We start from the raw sequence: 15,866 nt of genomic DNA on the forward strand, positions 1-15,866 counted from the left end.
ACGCTTCCTGCCTTTACGCTCCAGGCAACCTTACTTATAACGAGATGTAGCAGTAGCCCCTAGTATGCACGGAGCCATCATTCCACATCATTTCCCCCTTATGCGTAATGGTATTATCTGACTGGGAAGCCGCACGTACCGCACATCCAACATGCCACAAAAACATATTCTCGTTGTACTTCAGTTGAATACTAGCTAGCATATATCCTGGTAAATAGTCTCACATAGGAAGGATTGGATTTCAATGCTAAAATCCCTTACCGACGACCATCTTCGCTTTGCCCGTGCCCTGCAATCACGCCCTTTCGCGCTATTATGGGCCGGCCAAACAGTCTCACGCCTGGGTGACTTTGCCTTTAATACAGCTCTGGCCTGGCAAGTACTACTGCTTACCGGATCGGGTGCAGCAATGGGCACAGTCCTCATTGCTAGCAATATTCCCCAGCTCATTTTTCTTCTCATTGGGGGAATTGCAGCTGATCGCCTTCCTCGTCTACTCATCCTGCTTTGCTCCGATATTGGACGCGCGCTAGCTGTTCTACTGATCGCACTTCTAGGTTGGCTCCATCTCCTTCAGCTCTGGCATCTGATTGGCCTCTCGCTACTTTTTGGAGTTGCCAGCGGCTTCTTCTTTCCTACCTATCAAGCCCTGCCTGCGCAATTAGTTGAACGCGAGATGCTAAACTCCGCCAACACGCTTAATAGCACGAGTAAACAAATAGGGATTCTGCTTGGACCACTCCTTGGAGCAAGCTTTGTAGCCATGGTCGGCCCGGCGCTAGCCTTTGCCTTCGACGGCGCATCATTCGCTATTTCAGCTCTATGTATCATACTTATCGGCCCAATAAGCAGCAAAGTACCACAATTAGAGTCTCAGGAGGCAGACAAAACTCTACCAGCAGGAAAATTTCACAAGCTACTTTACGATATACGTGAAGGCCTGGGTTATGTTCTCAGCTCATCCTGGCTCTGGGTAACTATCTTGATCGCCTCGGTGGCCAATATTGCGCTGAGTGGCCCATTGCAGGTAGCTTTGCCCAAGCTGGTCATGTATGCCTTTAAAAGTGGGATCTGGCTACTAGGAACCATTGGCACATTTGAGTCGCTTGGCGCGCTTATTGGCACCATTCTTATCGGTCAGGCATCCCATCTCCGAAGCCGTGGGCTAATTGCTTATCTTGCTTTTCTTCTCAGCGGCTTTGGCCTACTTATTCTAGGCCTTCCCTTTGCCAGCCTTAATCCGCTTATCTTTGCTATCGCAGCATCTCTTCTTATCGGTTTTGGCACCAATGTCTTTAATATCATCTGGACTTGTGTCTTGCAAGAGTTGGTCCCGCCAGACAAGCAGGGACGTGTCTTCAGCATCGATGCCTTAGGCTCTCTAGGCTTTATGACCATAGGGTTCGCCCTGGCCGGCATGGCTACCGATACCCTTGGGCCATCCTGGGTTTTTCTAATAGGAGGCCTGCTACAAATCGCTCTGATCCTGATAGGTCTCTGTGTACCAGGTATTCGCAAGCTTGAATAAAGCCTATTTTAGAGGCGCGCATTCAGCTTAATTCTGGCAAACGGAGACTAGATTCTCGTCGCCTGAGGAAACTGGCAAAGCCTCTTATATGGGAAAGGAGCGCATTCAAGGACTGGTATGTCAGAGCTTACTTAGAGAGGAAGCTTTTCTTGCAATTGAGAAAAGCTTCCCCTCACACCATTCTATCCCGTCAACAAGATTCTATGAGCACGACACTGCGAAGGGTTTACGATACACGACGCCCTGGTCTTCTGTGCTCGCTTGATGATACTCATAGCTATTCCCATTTTTGGGGCTGAGATAACCAGCTTTTTTCACAAGTGCTGGCGCATCGCCTACTTTGGCAATGAGAACAGGAGAAAATGCCCAGTCATCGGCCGGCTCAAGCCCACCGATGAAACGCCCCAAGGCCCGATGTTCGGCCTCTACAGTCGCAATCTGGCCGGCAATCTGGGCTAAATCTGAGCGTCCATGTGCACAAAACTCCCTGATAGCAGAGAGGAAAGCTGAGTCAAAGACACCTTCAAGCTGCTGCTGAGTCGCAATAAATGCAGACAGGTTTTCGAAAGTTGTTGAGCCATGAGGAAAGCTAAATGTGCTGGCGAGAGCTTTTCCACCAGCTGCCGCGAAATAGAGCTCGTGAATCTGTTCTTCAACGAGAGCAGCCTTGAGAACATCAAGTTTGGCACCTTGAATACCCAGCTTATCAGCGTTTTTAATGCCATTTGTATAGAAGGTTACCGCTAGCCGCTCTGCAGTTCGCGCAATAGTAAAAATGTCCTGGATGGAAGTCAGGCAATCAGCATGATTGGTTGGAGCGGCATGCGCATTGAGCATAGGTAATGCTGCCATAGCAGTTCCGCCAAGGCCAGCAGCGCCTACAGCTCCAGCCACCGCCCCTTTTATCAATGTACGCCGCGATTTGCTCGGGAGCGAAGCGGATGTTGGCTCGCCAACATCCATCTGATGAAATTGTTGCATAAAATGTTACATAACCCTTTCCACGTAGTTTTAGCGATTATTTTGTCAGTAAAATCGCCATATTGAGCTGTTTACAGATTTCTCGTCTGTGTATAAAGAACAAAGGCAAGTCTGCAACAGTTCTCCTTAAGAGATGCATAGGAGGACATATTACCTCAGCCTATCTCCTCCTTTTATGATACGTGCCAAATCTATAAATGGATCACAGCAATTTTCTATATAGAATGAAGTAAATGTACAGCTTGGAGAAGGGAAAATATAGCCCTCTTAAAACTTCTCGCCCCTCCATATTGAGGGCACAGGTCTAGATGACAATTTGATGACAAAACAGAGCAGCCATGTTCACCTCTCTGTCATCCTTCGCCCCTATACTGGAGCTACATGCCTATATGTTGAGCATAAGAATGTGAAGAGAGAAGTAATAAAACAGGCATTTTACATGCCCTGGCCAACTAACAAGATCTATAAGATTCTCAGAAAGCTGGCGTTAAGCAAAGAGGTGAGTGGAGTATGACCCATCTATGGGAACAAGGCAATGTTGTGAGCTGGAGCAGAACGCAACGCTCTCATTGTTACATTTTTAAAGCCAATGATATCGCAGATCTCACATATGCCATGGCGATGGCCCGTACAAAAGGTCTCTCAGTAATCCCGCACGGAGCAGGACACAGCTATACTGATGCTGCATTGAACAGCGAGGGCCTGCTCATCGACACAACAGGCATGCATCGTATTCTCTCCTGGGATGCTGAGCAAGGAATTATGCAGGTCGAGCCAGGCGTAACTATAGGCGAGGTGGCTCGCCTGGCGCTAGCAGATTGCTGGTGGCCTGCGATTACTCCATCGACGGCTGAGGCTACTATTGGTGGCTGCGTTGCTATGAATGTCAATGGTAAAAATGCCTGGAAATATGGCTCGTTTGGCGAGCATGTGCTCTCCCTCACGGTACTATTGGCAAGCGGACAAACGCTTACACTTTCTCCCACAAACCATCCTGAGTTGTTTCGGGCCTTTGTAGGAAGCGCCGGTTTATTGGGCATCATCACCTCTGTGACGCTACAACTGCAGCGTATCCCTTCGGCATATGTCGATGTTCGTCTACGTTCGGCGACTTCATTAAATGAACTCTTACAGATCCTGGGGGAAGAGCAAGCTGCCGACTTCCTGGAAGGCTGGGTAGATGGCTTTGCTCGTGGAGACCAGTTGGGTCGCGGGATTGCCACGTCTGCCTTGTACAGAGCAACCAGTAACCGCGCTCGCTGGCCGCTACCAGCCCTTTCCATCCCAGAACAATTGAAGCAAGATATTGCGCGCTGTTCCGGCACATTAGGCCGGCCCGTGCTCAAAGAGACAGTTCGTAGCGCAAACAAAGCCATGTATTGCTGGAGTAAATGGTGGGGGAGCAAAAGAAGCTGGCAGCAATCTCTTTTTCACGCAACCTATTACGCGCCTGCAATGTTTACAGGTTATCAAGCTCTTTTGCCCCAGGGCGCTGAAACCTTTCAGGCCTTTGTACCTTATACCCAGGCAGAAGTTCTTTTCAAAGAAATGCTCCAGCGCTCACAAGCTAACAACTTCATTCCACTTTGGTGCACTATTAAACGCCATCGCCAGGACAGTTTCCTCCTCGGCTACCAGCTTGATGGCTACTCGCTAGAGCTCAATTATCAGGTGGCTTCGCGCACAATCCAGCAACTGCGCGGTATGCTTCAGGGGCTGATGGAGCTCGTAATCGCGGCGGGAGGAAGATTCTATCTCGCCAAAGATTCGCTACTCACTAACAGGCTGTATCGTCGCAGCATTGGAGATCAAACAGTCGAGGCATTTCTTAAGCTGAAGCAGTTCTATGATCCCGAAATGCGCTTTCAATCGAATCTATTCCATCGTGTATTTCAAGCCTCTCTGCCCGCTACCAATGAGCTATGCTACGCTCGGGAGAGGAGATAGCGATGTTTCCTTCACTTGATCTTATATCAAGCCTCCCGTTGCTATATAGGAGGGATAGAGCAATAAGACTATGCTGATCATTTTGATCCTTTTTATTAGCGCCTTTCTCCTCTGGCTGGCCGGATTTCTCATCGTGACAGATTTTTCTGTCCCTTTAAGAAAGTTTGGCTCGTTTCAGCACATACTCGCAGTTTTCCCTCATGCTGATGATGAAGCTATAAGTTGTGGGGGAGTCTCCACCACGCAGCAAGCAAGGGATGCATGGTAACCTTAGTGCTGCTCACCCGAGGAGAAAGAGGAACGCAAGATGCCAGATTAGAACCGGAACTTAAAGATATCAGGGCGCAGGAGGCCCGCAACTCAGCGGCACTACTTGGAGTCTCCAGGCTCATTCAAGAGGACTTTGGGGATGGAGCCTTGGCAGCTAAAAGAGCCGAGCTTACCAAGTTTATGAGTACGCTCCTCGCAGAAGAGCAGCCCGATCTACTTATCACCTATGATCTCGCTGGCTTCTATGGGCATCCAGATCATATCATTTGCTCAGAGGTAGTAACTGATCTACAAAGGAACAGATTTCAAACTATTCCTTTATGGTATGTAACATTTCCTGCAATAGTTCTAGCAAGGGCCAGGATGCCTGAACATATGGCAACTCATCCCTATAGCCAGAATCAGCAGGCCTTGCCTACTCGTAAGATATTCATAGGGACCAGCGTGTTTCCAAAGATCAGATCATGGTATGCATATAAGAGCCAGCGAGCCTCCTTAACAAAGGGCCTCAGAAAGCTTCTTCCCATCTGGTTTTTCCTTTCTATGGTGCTCTTTGAGTATTTTGCAGAGGTAAACTAGCTCTTAAGGGAGAGAATTTATATGGAAAAACTTGAAAATGCTCCTCAACACATATCGCTGACCCCAGCTCAGCGCGTCGGGGCCAATAACTTACTGACACTTCCATTTTCTCAGGAATTACACATACAACGGCCCGCACAGCCTCTCACAGACGCCTGGAGACATCTTCCCATCGAGCCACGCCGCGCTACATTACTGGGTATAAGTTTTCGCCCTCCCCATATAGAGACCCTTGGCCTGGATTCACGCAGTACACTGCAAACCTTGCTAGATTATCCTTTTCAGCTTATTCGCTTAGGCGCCTACTGGAAGCGTATTGAGCCAGAGCCAGGAGTATTCCATCTTGATGAGCTCGATTGGCAGATCGCTGCCGCCGAACGGGCCGGAAAACAGATCATCCTCTGCATCGGACCCCTCAAGACCTTTAGCTATCCTGAGTTCTTTGTACCAGCCCACCATCTAAAACATCCCTTCCCAGAACATACCCTTATCAAGCCTTCCGCCTATCCCGCCCTCCTCGAAGCTGCCAGCGCGTTCATTGCCCGCATTGTAGAGCGATACAAGCAGCGGGCAAGCATTGTCGCCTGGCAGCTTGAACACGAGGCGGTTGATCCCTTGGGAGTTGAACATAGCTGGCGCCTTGACGTTACTTTCGTTGAAAAAGAAGTTGAAGCGCTCAGACAAGCCGATCCAGACAGGCCGATTATGATGAATGGCTTTCTACCATCTTCTCTGCTGGTATCTCTTTCTCAGCGCTGGCAAACGCGCGACCAGGGTGACTCGCTCGCGATAGCACAACGCTTTGCAGACATCGTTGGATTAGATTATTATCCGCGCCACGCCTTGCTGAGCCTGGGTTCCAGAACCTTATATCTCGATGGCGCTAAGAGCTCCTGGCAGCAGCACAGGCTAAAGCAGTTATCGCCCTTGCTACAAGCCCACCGCCAAAAGCTAATGGTTGCCGAGGGACAGGCAGAGCCGTGGGAGACAGTGACAACGCCGCCCAATCCTGCCGGTAGCGTCATGTATAGCTGCCCTCCAGAGCAACTCATTGCCAACTATAACGCGTGCATGCGCTGGTCGCTACAAAGTATGCCCTTATATGCTTACCTTTTTTGGGGCGCCGAGTACTGGATGCTGCGTAAGCAAAGCGCAGACCCAAGTTATCTGCAGGCCTTTGCCCGCCTCCTCGAAGAAAGCTAATATCTCTGGTATCAGCTTGTAATCGGGCTTTCTCTTACGCGATGGAGATAATCTTTCAGATGCGTATAGCTAGAAATCTACTGGCTTTTTTATTGCCTCCTCAGGGCATATCCGGAAGGATATTACTCAGTTCTGAATAATAAGCCTGAAGCGGGCAATGTGCTTCAGCTTGGAATACACAACAACCTCATGCTAGAATAAGAAAGATGATTTGCCCGAGTGGAGTAGATTCAGCTATGGCTCAAGAAGACACAACTTATTTCACTACAGCGCAAGCGGCCAGCATGCTTGGGGTTCACCCCAATACCGTACGCCGCTGGGCCAGGCACAACCTCCTGGACGGTCAACGCCTGGGGGCACATGGAATCTGGCACTTTACGCAAGAAGCACTACAGCAAATAAGGAGCCATAAGTGGTCATCTAGCCAGACTGCCGAAATACTGACATCTCCTCACCGAAAAGATAGAGCATTATCTCCCCGCCAATCTTCCACAAGCCTTATACACGGCGGAGGAGAGATGACAATCCTGGTACGCTCATTCGACTGGTCACAAACATCCCTCGGTCCCATTGAGTGGTGGCCGCCGAGCCTACGCACGGGAATTAATATAATGCTCAACTCAGCAACTCCTATGTTCATCTGGTGGGGTCGGGAAGCGCTCAATTTTTTTAATGATGCCAGCATTCCTATTATCGGCCAGGCCAAACATGCACAATGGCTGGGACGCCCCGCAAAAGAGCGTTGGCAAGAGATATGGCATATCATAAGTCCTCTTTTCGAGAGCGTAATGGAGACAGGAAAATCGGCAACTTCCAATGATCTACTGATACCGCTAGCTGCTCGCACTCTTTCCTTGAAGGAAGTCTATTTTACCTTTTCTTACGGGCCCCTCTACGATGACAGCGGAAGAATAGGCGGTGCCATTTGCGTCTGCACAGAAACGACAGCGCGAGTCCTGAGTGAGAGGCGTTTTCAAATTCAGCGTCATGCAGGATCATATGAAAGCTATGTTGGCTCGGTAGAGGAGAGCGTTGAGGCCGAGCGTCGCCGCCTGCACGGCCTGTTTATGCAAGCGCCTGCTGCAGTGGCTATTCTGAATGGCCCCAAATACCATATTGAGCTAGCCAATCCAACGGTACTTAAAATCCTCAACAAGTCAAAAGAAGATGTGAGGAACAAGCCTCTTTTTGAGGTATTGCCAGAGATTCGTGAACAGGGCATCGATAAGCTCCTTGCAGGCGTTATGGCTACCGGCATTCCCTATGTTGGTAGAGAATTAAACGTCCCACTTAATCGCCGAGGAGATGGGCAGCTTGAGGATACATACTTTACGTTCGTCTATACGCCCTTGCGCAATACAGAGAATATGATAGAAGGCGTTATGGTCTTTGCCTACGAAGTTACTGAGCAGGTAATCGCGCGGCAAAAGGTAGAAGAAAGCGAAGAACGCTTTCGTACGCTGGCGGATCATATGTCTCAGTTCGCCTGGATGGCCGACGAGACCGGTTGGATTTTCTGGTACAACCAGCGCTGGTATGATTATACAGGGACAAGCTTAGCGGAAATGGAGGGCTGGGGTTGGCAAAAAGTCCATCATCCCGACCACGTGCAACGCGTAGTAGAAAAGATTAGCCACTGCTTTCAGGTTGGCGAAAGCTGGGAGGATACCTTTCCCTTACGTGGCAAGGACGGAACTTACCGCTGGTTCCTCTCGCGGGCCATCCCGATTCGCAATGAGCAGGGCAGAATTATCCGCTGGTTCGGCACAAATACTGACGTCACTGAACAAAAACAGCTTGAGCAGCAAAAGGACGAATTCATTGGTATCGCCAGCCACGAGCTAAAAACGCCTGTTACGAGTTTGAAAGCCTACACTCAGTTACTAGAACGCCGCTTTCGCCGGGCAGGCGATGAGCAAGCTGCTACGCTGCTCGCAAGAATGGATATCCAGTTAAATAAGCTGACCTCGTTAATTGGCGATTTATTGGATGTCACGAAGATTGAGAGTGGCAAATTGCAATTCCACTTCTCATTGTTTGATTACAATGAACTGATACAGGAGATCGTCGAAGAGATACAACGCACAACGAGCAGACATACGATTGTGCAGAAATTAGAGTCTTCGCCCACGCTCACAGCTGATCGAGAGCGCATTGGACAGGTTTTGATCAACTTGCTCACCAATGCAATCAAGTATTCGCCCCAGGCTGAGACGATCGTGATAAAAACGCTCCACAAGGGCGATCAGCTCATTACATCAGTACAAGATTTTGGTATTGGCATTCCTCTAGAAAAACAGATACATATCTTCGAACGCTTTTATCGTGTTGAGGGAGATAAGCAAGTCACTTACCCTGGGTTAGGGCTGGGACTCTATATTTCTGCCGAGTTTATAAGACGCCATGAAGGCTCGATCTGGTTGGAGAGTGAGGAGGGCCAGGGAACGACGTTTTCTTTCTCTTTACCTCTCTCCCTCTCTCAATGCTGCTAACACGGCTAAACAGGGCTAGATGAGCCACTGAAAGGTTACGTGTTCCTATCCGTCAGCCAGGCTCATTTGCTGAATGCGTGTCCGCCGATAATAACGAGAGGCGCGCGCACGGTTGCCACAGCCTTTCATTGAGCAATAACGGCGGCTGCGGTTCTTGCTTGTGTCAAGGAACAGCCAACCACAACCATCTGTATGAGGACATGCCTTCACACGCTGCAGCTTCTCGGTTGTGAGCACTTCACCAACCGAATGCACAACAGGCCACAGAGGCCAGGCCAGATCATCTATAGTAGCAGCCCAGTGCCAGGCAAAGCCCTGCACAGACTGCGCAATCCGTAAACGTCCCATCAACGCGTTGATCGTCTCCAGATCGGACGGCACCACTGACTCATTGCTCACTAACGCTGAAAACATTCGGTAGGCGGCTTCCCGCAGCTCAATCGCCCGCTCAAACATCCTATCAGCCTCCTCAGGATATTCGCAGGCTTTCTTCAAGAGTAACTCGGCTCTGGGGGCTGAGAGCGCTCCAGCGTGCACGCTCCAGCTGATAAGATCGGTATAACAGCCCAGGTAATCGCGCCGTGGCGACCCTGCGCGCGGCTCAACAGTATTCACAAAATCCAGGCAGAGCGCACCGCCTAGCAAAACTTGCTGCGGCGCAAGCTCTTGCCCCTTTTCATATGGATTGCGCCTTGTTTTTAACATTCAAGCCCTCTCTAACACATAATAATCATTTCACCAGTTATAACATCCTTCACCATCATATAACTACCCATATAAATATAGCACGTTATAATACAGGTGGCGAATCTTCCTTGCACTAATAAAGCAATCATACTTAAAGATTACAGCTTGTTGCCTTCTCTTTCGCGCATTACGCCGTCAACCCGCCTACTTTATATATCGATTCGGAACACTTTACTGATGGCTCAATGGGCAAATAGCGGGGAGTGAAGATATCCTGCTCGCCAGCGATTCATTGCTATCTTGACGGTTTAGGGGTTCTCGCACCCGCAGGTCAGACCAGCCCTATCAGCATGTATCTTCTCTTATCGCAGGCAGCCTTACCATTGTAGCGCTTAAAAAAATCTGGAATTGTGGGAAAAACAGCTCCCCTCTTCTTATATCGTAGCATAATTGTCAACCTGACCACATTGTCCAATTGAACGATGTTTATTTATCTTATTTCAGCTATACTTATCCTGACATATATCTTTAATCAGTTTGTATCATCTAACCCTTTTTCAATAGCTGTCCAGCTTTTTAATAAGGAGCATGCAAGAAATGAAGGACACTAAAAGCATGTGTTTGGATGAACTACAATACTGCTTTGTCGTAAAGCGCAAGCTTGCCAATGGCTCTATAGAGCTTTCCTTTAGCAGCTACGCTCCTTTTAGAGATGATATCGAGACTTTCCCTTTTGACACAGAAATGGATGCTGCGCTCTTCTTGCTTGAAGAAGCACGCCAGGGAGTCCTTATCAGTGAGAATGATCGCGAGGCCGCCCAGGCTATCATCCACGAAGAGAAACCGCTCTTCCTTTACGAAACACGCCAGGGCGATGGGACGCTCCTCCTCTCGCTGCACGATTGCCTACCTCCAGACGATTCTTCAGTGACGGTCTTTGGCAGCCGGGCTCCGCGTCGCCTTGCCCGCTTTCTGCTGAGAAGGCTACACGAGAACCAACGCGTACAGGTTAGTCCCCAAACTTTGCAGCAAGCTCAGCATCTGCTTGACAAGTAGCAGGCACAGATCTTTTCTCCTAACCAGGCTCTTTCCTTTGCGAACGGGAAAGAGTCTATGATTACTGCCCTCTTTGTCGAGCAAAGCCCCAATCTAGCAATTTTGTCGCGTCGATATAGCGATGCTTCATCTCTTTACACTGCAGCAGCGTACCAAGCAAATGCTGTTTACTGCTAGTAGCCGAGAAAACAAAGCAAGCTCCAGCCTCGGGCGTATAGCCGGTCTTGACTCCCGTTGTGCCTGCGTAGCTTCCCAACAGCGTATTTGTAGTTTCCCAGCTATAGGCCTGATGCATGGATGTAGCCGGAAGCGTATAGCGCTGCAATTGCACAATCTGGGCAAAAAGTGGATTGGCTAGAGCGTATAGGGTCAGATGGGCAAGGTCAGCAGCAGTTGAATAGTTATCATGTGCGGCAAATTCATTGCTCCCCAGATAGGGAGTCCCACTTGGGTTAACAAAGTGCGTATTCTTCAAATGCAAGCGTCGCGCATAATGATTCATCAACTTGACAAATTCGCGCATATTGCCGGCTACAGACTCGGCCACTACTAAGGCTGCATCATCGCCGGAGGGTAAGAGCATAGCATAGAGCAAATCCCACACACTAAGCTGGTCGTCTACATTCAGACGGGTACAATTCCCACCATAGCGTTTAATAAGTTCTATCGTTTCATGTTTGATGGTCACGTCTTGCTGCAGATCAGCTTGCTCGATGGCGATCAGGCTAGTCATGATCTTAGTTGTACTGGCTATAGGAAGAAGTTCCTCGCCATGGAGATCAAGTAATAGCCGATCGGAGCGAGCGTCAAGTAGATAAGCCGAGGCCGAGTGCACAAGAAATGGCGTCTGTCCCTGCACCAGCCAGGGCGAAACCCTCTCTCCCTTATTGCGCTGTTCCCCTACATTTATAATTGGCATCTGCGCCGCTAGGCTGCCTGCGCGGGCAAATTCTAGAAATGTCGAGCGCGATTGGGGAGCGATCTCCAGGCAATCAGCGAGCAGTTCGGCAAGCTCCTTTGAGGGGCGCCGCTCGTTAGCTTCAATTTTACGAATAGTAATGGTAGCACAATTGGTATGTTGGGCAAGCTCTGCCTGAGTGAGATAGCGTTTACGGCGCTGCTCTCTCAGCCATGTGCCAAATAGCCTCTCTTTATGTACTACACGGGCCATATGCTATAGTCCTGTTTTCTAGCCAGCTGCCGAAGAGCGCTAAGTGAGATTACGTTTCAGTGCTTTGCTACTTCATAGCCTCGCGCCTTCAGCTTTCCCCATTTCTAACCTTATCCATACTCACAATTGTATCACTTTTTGTATCGCTCTTCCGCATGCTGGTCCTACTTTTATTTGCTACTATCGCAAGAGATTCTTAGGCAGGCACAATCCTGGCAATAAACTCATACAAATCATTTAGGGAGTATGACTATGAATATTAGTGAAAATATACGTAAATTAATGCTTATTATACTACTCCTCTTTGTAGCTATGAGCAGCGGATTAGTCTACTGGCAAGTTATCGCCGCTCAAAAAGTTATCGCAAACATCCATAATCAGCGTCATTGCCTGAGCAATAATGCGCCTGTACGCGGGCGAATCTTTGATCGTAACGGTGTCCTCCTTGCTGATTCAAGGCCAGCTCCCGGCGTTTGTGGCTATCTACGCCACTACTATGAGCCCTCTCTAGCTGGCCTGATCGGCTATTATATCAACCCGCTCTACGGCTCCAGTGGGATAGAGCAGCAGTTCAATGCATATCTTAACGGTCAACAGACTATCTCTTCTCGTAGCCTGATCGATCCGATCTTGCATCGTCCTCCTGTTGGGGATGATATCTACCTTACTATCGACGTGCGTATCCAGAAATTAATCAGTCAGCACTTCGATGATTACGTTCGTATAGATAACGAGAACACTTTTGCCTCGGATCGAGGAGCCGTCATTGTGATGGACCCACATACAGGTGAAGTGCTGGCGATGCTTAGTCGTCCTGGCTTTGATCCCAATAAGCTTGTCTCTACGGTGGCCAGAGGCGATATGTCTTACTATAATCAGCTCGCCGCAGATCATAAACAGCCCCTGCTGGAGCGCCCCCTTCAAGATACTTATATTCCAGGCTCTAGCTATAAGGCTGTTACGCTTCTGGCCGGCCTGGATTCAGGCACAACTACGCTGGATACGCCCTTTGACGCTAAGCACGCCCTTGGCCCCATTTTTATCAATGGGCAGCAAATAGGCCCGGTTGGCAATAATATCTCTGGCTATACCTACCATTTCCCGGTCACTACCGAGTATGGTTTTGTTCATTCAGATAACCTTATCTTCGCGCAAATTGGCACCAGGTTGGGCTCTAGCACCTGGCTTGACTACAACAGGCGTTTCTATATAGGGGAGAAGATTCCCTTCGATCTACCTGTGGTGCCAAGCAGCATTCTAAAGAATGGACAACCCTTACAGGAAAATGAGCTGGCCGCCGACGCTTTCGGACAAGGCTACGATGCCGTGACGCCATTACAAATGGCCCTTTTCAATAATGCGGTAGCGGCTAATGGCCAGCTTATGCGCCCAATGCTGGTATCTAAAATTGTGGCCTCAGATGCCAGCCCTGTCATGAGCAATAACCCGCAGCTACTACGCACACCAATCTCCAGTCAGACGGCAACGCAGGTACGCCAGGCTATGTATGGGGTGATTCGCTGCGGCTCCGGTTCAATCGTGCCTGCCCTGCTCGATTCGGCAGACGGAATTATTGGGAAGACGAGCACCGGTCAGGTCAGCGACAAGGGCAACATTGGCGCTCATGGCTGGATGATTACGCAGGCGCCCTACTCTGTGCAGAATCCGACTCAATTGCCCCGTCTAACCATCGTGGCCATGAAAGAAAACGCGGGTGATGGTGCTCTGGCAGTTGGACCAATGCTAGCGGGCATGTACCACGACATCTTTGCCGAAGGCTATGTCAAGGTAGATCTGCCGCCGGCCATTCCCAATTATTGCTGCTCTACGCGTATGCTACAGTGCGGCTAAGCAAAAGCCTTCTAATCGCTGCGCACAAAGTCCGCAATCCAGTTGGTTTCCCACGTGTTTCCGCCATCAGTGGAAAACGCTTGCTCCCAATGGAATGAGGTGACGGTGATCTCCGACCAGATCACGCGCCGAAAAATGTACTTGCCCTCATAAGGTTCGTGCGAATACCCCTCGACGCGCCCATCTTTGTATGCGCCAATCACTGGCCGCGGATCGAAACCGTTCCTGCTGTCAGCCTCATAGATGCTCCACTGCTGCGTTTGGGGATCGAAGAGACGCACTATCATCTCTTCTGTAGCCCCAGACGCACGTTCCAGGGTAACTTCCTCGATATGGCCCAGTCCTCCCAGGATCTTGCGGACCACCGACGTGCCTCCAAACTCTTCCCAGGACGTTGACCCCTTCAGCCACTCCCGCAGACACCGATTCCGAAACTTCCAGGAGCCAATGAAGAAATCAAAATCCGCCCGGCCATCCTGTTCCTGCCGCTTGAAGTTTGACTCGCTCACGATCTTTCCTCCTCGCGTAGACGTAGCATTAGTCGCAGCAACGAGCTTGCCACCGCCAACTATACGCTACCACTTCCTTCTCTAGTATACAGGCAAATGCTGCCAAAGTCGGTCCTATTGATGCGAGGTACGGCGCAAACGCTCTTACTGACTGGAAGATAGCGTAAAGGTCCATTCAGCGAATGAAGGCGCGCTCGGTCTGCTGCAAGGCATCGGCCAGCCATTGGTGATGAGCGGGCCGAAACGGCTCGGGTAGCCGCTGAGGGTCAATCCAGCGCACAAGGTTCTCCTCCCCAGCTTTATTAGCCGCCGGCTCTTCTATAGCCTCGCATAAAAAGCCGGTAGTTATAATATGGACGACTTCTCCCGTAGAGGCCGAGATAATCTGGCTTACCGGCTCTGAATATACTCCACTTAAGCGCCGTATGTGCACTGGCAAATCTGTCTCGCCCGCTACAGTACGCCTCAAGGCCTCCTCTATCGTTTCACCGGGCTCAACCGGTCCGGTAGGCAGGCTCCATAGCCCATCGCTACTGCGCTGGCAGACAAGCACGTTTCCTGCAGCATCCAGGACAATGGCGGTTATTCCCGGCACAACCCGCTGTGGCCAGCTATACGGGACCGGCTTCCAGGCTCGGATAGTGTAAGTTTCGGCAAAAAGGGCTGAGAGATCGGGAATAATTGCATCGGGCTGACGCATATCTCGTGTACCCGGATAAAGCCGCGTATCCGGGGCAACACTTGCGATAAGAATGGCATGTAGACCGGCCTGGTGGGCGCCTAGAATATCGCTGGCCGGTGTATCACCAATCATCACAATCCGCGCTGGATCAATTTGCTCAAGCCCCTGTCGTGCTTCGAGAAACATGGCCGCCGAAGGTTTGCCAATGACTACAGCTTTGCGCCCGCTCGCCGTCTCAATCGCTGCCACAAATGCGCCGGCCGCTGCGGCCAAGCCTGCCGGGGAGGGATAGACGGCATCGGCCATGCTAGCAATAAAACGCGCTCCCTGCCTGACGAAGCGCGCTGCCCGATCGACTTCAGCATACGTTAACTCATCTTCACAACCCACGACAACAGCTTCGGGCTTCTCTTCGTCAACAGCAATACCAGCTTCTCTCAGTTCGAGCAGATTATCAGAGCTTCCCACAAGGTAAACTCGCCGAATGCCCTGCTGACGGAGATAGAGGCAAGTAGCCCACGAGGCCGTAAATAGCTCCTCTTTATGTGCCTCTATGCCCATACGCCGCAAACGTTTAATGATCTGTTCCCGTCTGGAGCAATTATTATTGGTGAGAAAGCGAATCCGTTTCCCCAATGCACGCAACCGCTGCAGCGTAGAAACTGTGCCGGGAAGTGCCTGCCCTCCAATATAGACAACACCATCCAGGTCAAGAAAAAAAGCGTCAAACTGATCCGCGAGCAAAGTTAAAACCTCCTGGGCATTATATCGAACTACAGAGAGATATGGCCTTACTATTCCCCAGAACTTTTCCTGTCACGACCTTTTGAATTTAGCTTAATTGTTACGTTCAGCAAAATAGACGACCTTTATGCTATTATGCTACCTGATAGTTTTCTCTTCTACAAGA

At 49.9% G+C, this 15,866-nt stretch carries 12 protein-coding genes and 1 pseudogene; 8 read left to right on the forward strand and 5 right to left on the reverse strand.

The genetic code is table 11. The features are described from left to right. Window positions 1-244: 244 nt before the first annotated feature. Window positions 245-1,528: an MFS transporter gene (locus EPA93_RS00660; protein ID WP_129885180.1), complete on the forward strand. Its 1,284-nt coding sequence runs from the start codon at window positions 245-247 to the stop codon at window positions 1,526-1,528. A 417-nt stretch (window positions 1,529-1,945) separates the two neighbouring features. On the opposite strand, the pseudogene EPA93_RS00665 reads toward EPA93_RS00660, so the two are convergent. Further along, window positions 1,946-2,509: pseudogene (locus EPA93_RS00665) on the reverse strand (ferritin-like domain-containing protein); the annotation flags it as partial. 510 nt (window positions 2,510-3,019) lie between these two features. On the opposite strand from EPA93_RS00665, the gene EPA93_RS00670 reads away from it, so the two are divergent. The 5 genes from EPA93_RS00670 (at window position 3,020) to EPA93_RS00690 (ending at window position 9,000) form a co-directional block, all read left to right on the forward strand. Continuing rightward, window positions 3,020-4,456, forward strand: coding sequence for an FAD-binding oxidoreductase (locus tag EPA93_RS00670; RefSeq protein ID WP_129885182.1), 1,437 nt, complete (start codon window positions 3,020-3,022; stop codon window positions 4,454-4,456). 70 nt (window positions 4,457-4,526) lie between these two features. Next, the gene (locus EPA93_RS00675) at window positions 4,527-4,724 is read left to right on the forward strand and encodes a hypothetical protein (RefSeq protein ID WP_129885183.1); all 198 of its coding nucleotides are present in this window, start codon (window positions 4,527-4,529) and stop codon (window positions 4,722-4,724) included. Beyond that, entirely contained in the window at window positions 4,718-5,305 is a 588-nt protein-coding gene (locus EPA93_RS00680) for a PIG-L deacetylase family protein (RefSeq protein ID WP_129885184.1), read from the forward strand. The genes EPA93_RS00675 and EPA93_RS00680 overlap by 7 nt, the downstream gene beginning before the upstream one ends. Window positions 5,306-5,326: 21 nt before the next feature. Continuing rightward, complete coding sequence (locus EPA93_RS00685) at window positions 5,327-6,508, forward strand: beta-galactosidase (RefSeq protein WP_129885185.1); 1,182 nt, start codon at window positions 5,327-5,329, stop codon at window positions 6,506-6,508. Between the two features lie 236 nt (window positions 6,509-6,744). Continuing rightward, window positions 6,745-9,000 carry a PAS domain-containing protein gene (locus tag EPA93_RS00690; RefSeq protein WP_165422774.1) on the forward strand — a complete coding sequence of 752 codons (2,256 nt, stop codon included), beginning with the start codon at window positions 6,745-6,747 and terminating at the stop codon, window positions 8,998-9,000. Window positions 9,001-9,045: 45 nt separating this feature from the next. On the opposite strand, the gene EPA93_RS49465 is transcribed toward EPA93_RS00690, so the two are convergent. Beyond that, window positions 9,046-9,705, reverse strand: coding sequence for a CGNR zinc finger domain-containing protein (locus EPA93_RS49465; protein WP_129885187.1), 660 nt, complete (start codon window positions 9,703-9,705; stop codon window positions 9,046-9,048). 579 nt (window positions 9,706-10,284) lie between these two features. Here EPA93_RS49465 and EPA93_RS00700 point away from each other — a divergent pair. Further along, window positions 10,285-10,743, forward strand: coding sequence for a hypothetical protein (locus tag EPA93_RS00700; RefSeq protein ID WP_129885188.1), 459 nt, complete (start codon window positions 10,285-10,287; stop codon window positions 10,741-10,743). Window positions 10,744-10,804: 61 nt separating this feature from the next. Here EPA93_RS00700 and EPA93_RS00705 read toward each other — a convergent pair whose 3' ends face one another. Further along, window positions 10,805-11,914 carry a helix-turn-helix domain-containing protein gene (locus EPA93_RS00705; RefSeq protein WP_129885189.1) on the reverse strand — a complete coding sequence of 370 codons (1,110 nt, stop codon included), beginning with the start codon at window positions 11,912-11,914 and terminating at the stop codon, window positions 10,805-10,807. Window positions 11,915-12,166: 252 nt separating this feature from the next. On the opposite strand from EPA93_RS00705, the gene EPA93_RS00710 reads away from it, so the two are divergent. Further along, window positions 12,167-13,765 (forward strand): peptidoglycan D,D-transpeptidase FtsI family protein, encoded by a 1,599-nt coding sequence (locus EPA93_RS00710; protein WP_129885190.1) that lies wholly within the window; start codon window positions 12,167-12,169, stop codon window positions 13,763-13,765. An 11-nt stretch (window positions 13,766-13,776) separates the two neighbouring features. On the opposite strand, the gene EPA93_RS00715 is transcribed toward EPA93_RS00710, so the two are convergent. Together EPA93_RS00715 and EPA93_RS00720 are read right to left on the reverse strand one after the other, a co-directional pair. Further along, the gene (locus EPA93_RS00715; RefSeq protein WP_129885191.1) at window positions 13,777-14,274 is read right to left on the reverse strand and encodes a DUF1579 domain-containing protein; all 498 of its coding nucleotides are present in this window, start codon (window positions 14,272-14,274) and stop codon (window positions 13,777-13,779) included. Window positions 14,275-14,449: 175 nt separating this feature from the next. Then, window positions 14,450-15,700 (reverse strand): HAD-IIA family hydrolase, encoded by a 1,251-nt coding sequence (locus EPA93_RS00720; RefSeq protein WP_129885192.1) that lies wholly within the window; start codon window positions 15,698-15,700, stop codon window positions 14,450-14,452. Between the last annotated feature and the right edge of the window lie 166 nt (window positions 15,701-15,866).

This window comes from Ktedonosporobacter rubrisoli (assembly GCF_004208415.1).
In the GTDB taxonomy this organism is placed as follows: domain Bacteria; phylum Chloroflexota; class Ktedonobacteria; order Ktedonobacterales; family Ktedonobacteraceae; genus Ktedonosporobacter; species Ktedonosporobacter rubrisoli.

Bases quoted from the DNA above. Each gene is read 5' to 3' on its own strand.
- EPA93_RS00680 (WP_129885184.1), top strand. From the start codon at position 4,718: ATGGTAACCTTAGTGCTGCTCACCCGAGGAGAAAGAGGAACGCAAGAT.
- EPA93_RS49465 (WP_129885187.1), bottom strand. From the start codon at position 9,705: ATGTTAAAAACAAGGCGCAATCCATATGAAAAGGGGCAAGAGCTTGCG.
- EPA93_RS00685 (WP_129885185.1), top strand. From the start codon at position 5,327: ATGGAAAAACTTGAAAATGCTCCTCAACACATATCGCTGACCCCAGCT.
- EPA93_RS00700 (WP_129885188.1), top strand. From the start codon at position 10,285: ATGAAGGACACTAAAAGCATGTGTTTGGATGAACTACAATACTGCTTT.
- EPA93_RS00660 (WP_129885180.1), top strand. From the start codon at position 245: ATGCTAAAATCCCTTACCGACGACCATCTTCGCTTTGCCCGTGCCCTG.
- EPA93_RS00705 (WP_129885189.1), bottom strand. From the start codon at position 11,914: ATGGCCCGTGTAGTACATAAAGAGAGGCTATTTGGCACATGGCTGAGA.
- EPA93_RS00670 (WP_129885182.1), top strand. From the start codon at position 3,020: ATGACCCATCTATGGGAACAAGGCAATGTTGTGAGCTGGAGCAGAACG.
- EPA93_RS00710 (WP_129885190.1), top strand. From the start codon at position 12,167: ATGAATATTAGTGAAAATATACGTAAATTAATGCTTATTATACTACTC.
- EPA93_RS00690 (WP_165422774.1), top strand. From the start codon at position 6,745: ATGGCTCAAGAAGACACAACTTATTTCACTACAGCGCAAGCGGCCAGC.
- EPA93_RS00675 (WP_129885183.1), top strand. From the start codon at position 4,527: ATGCTGATCATTTTGATCCTTTTTATTAGCGCCTTTCTCCTCTGGCTG.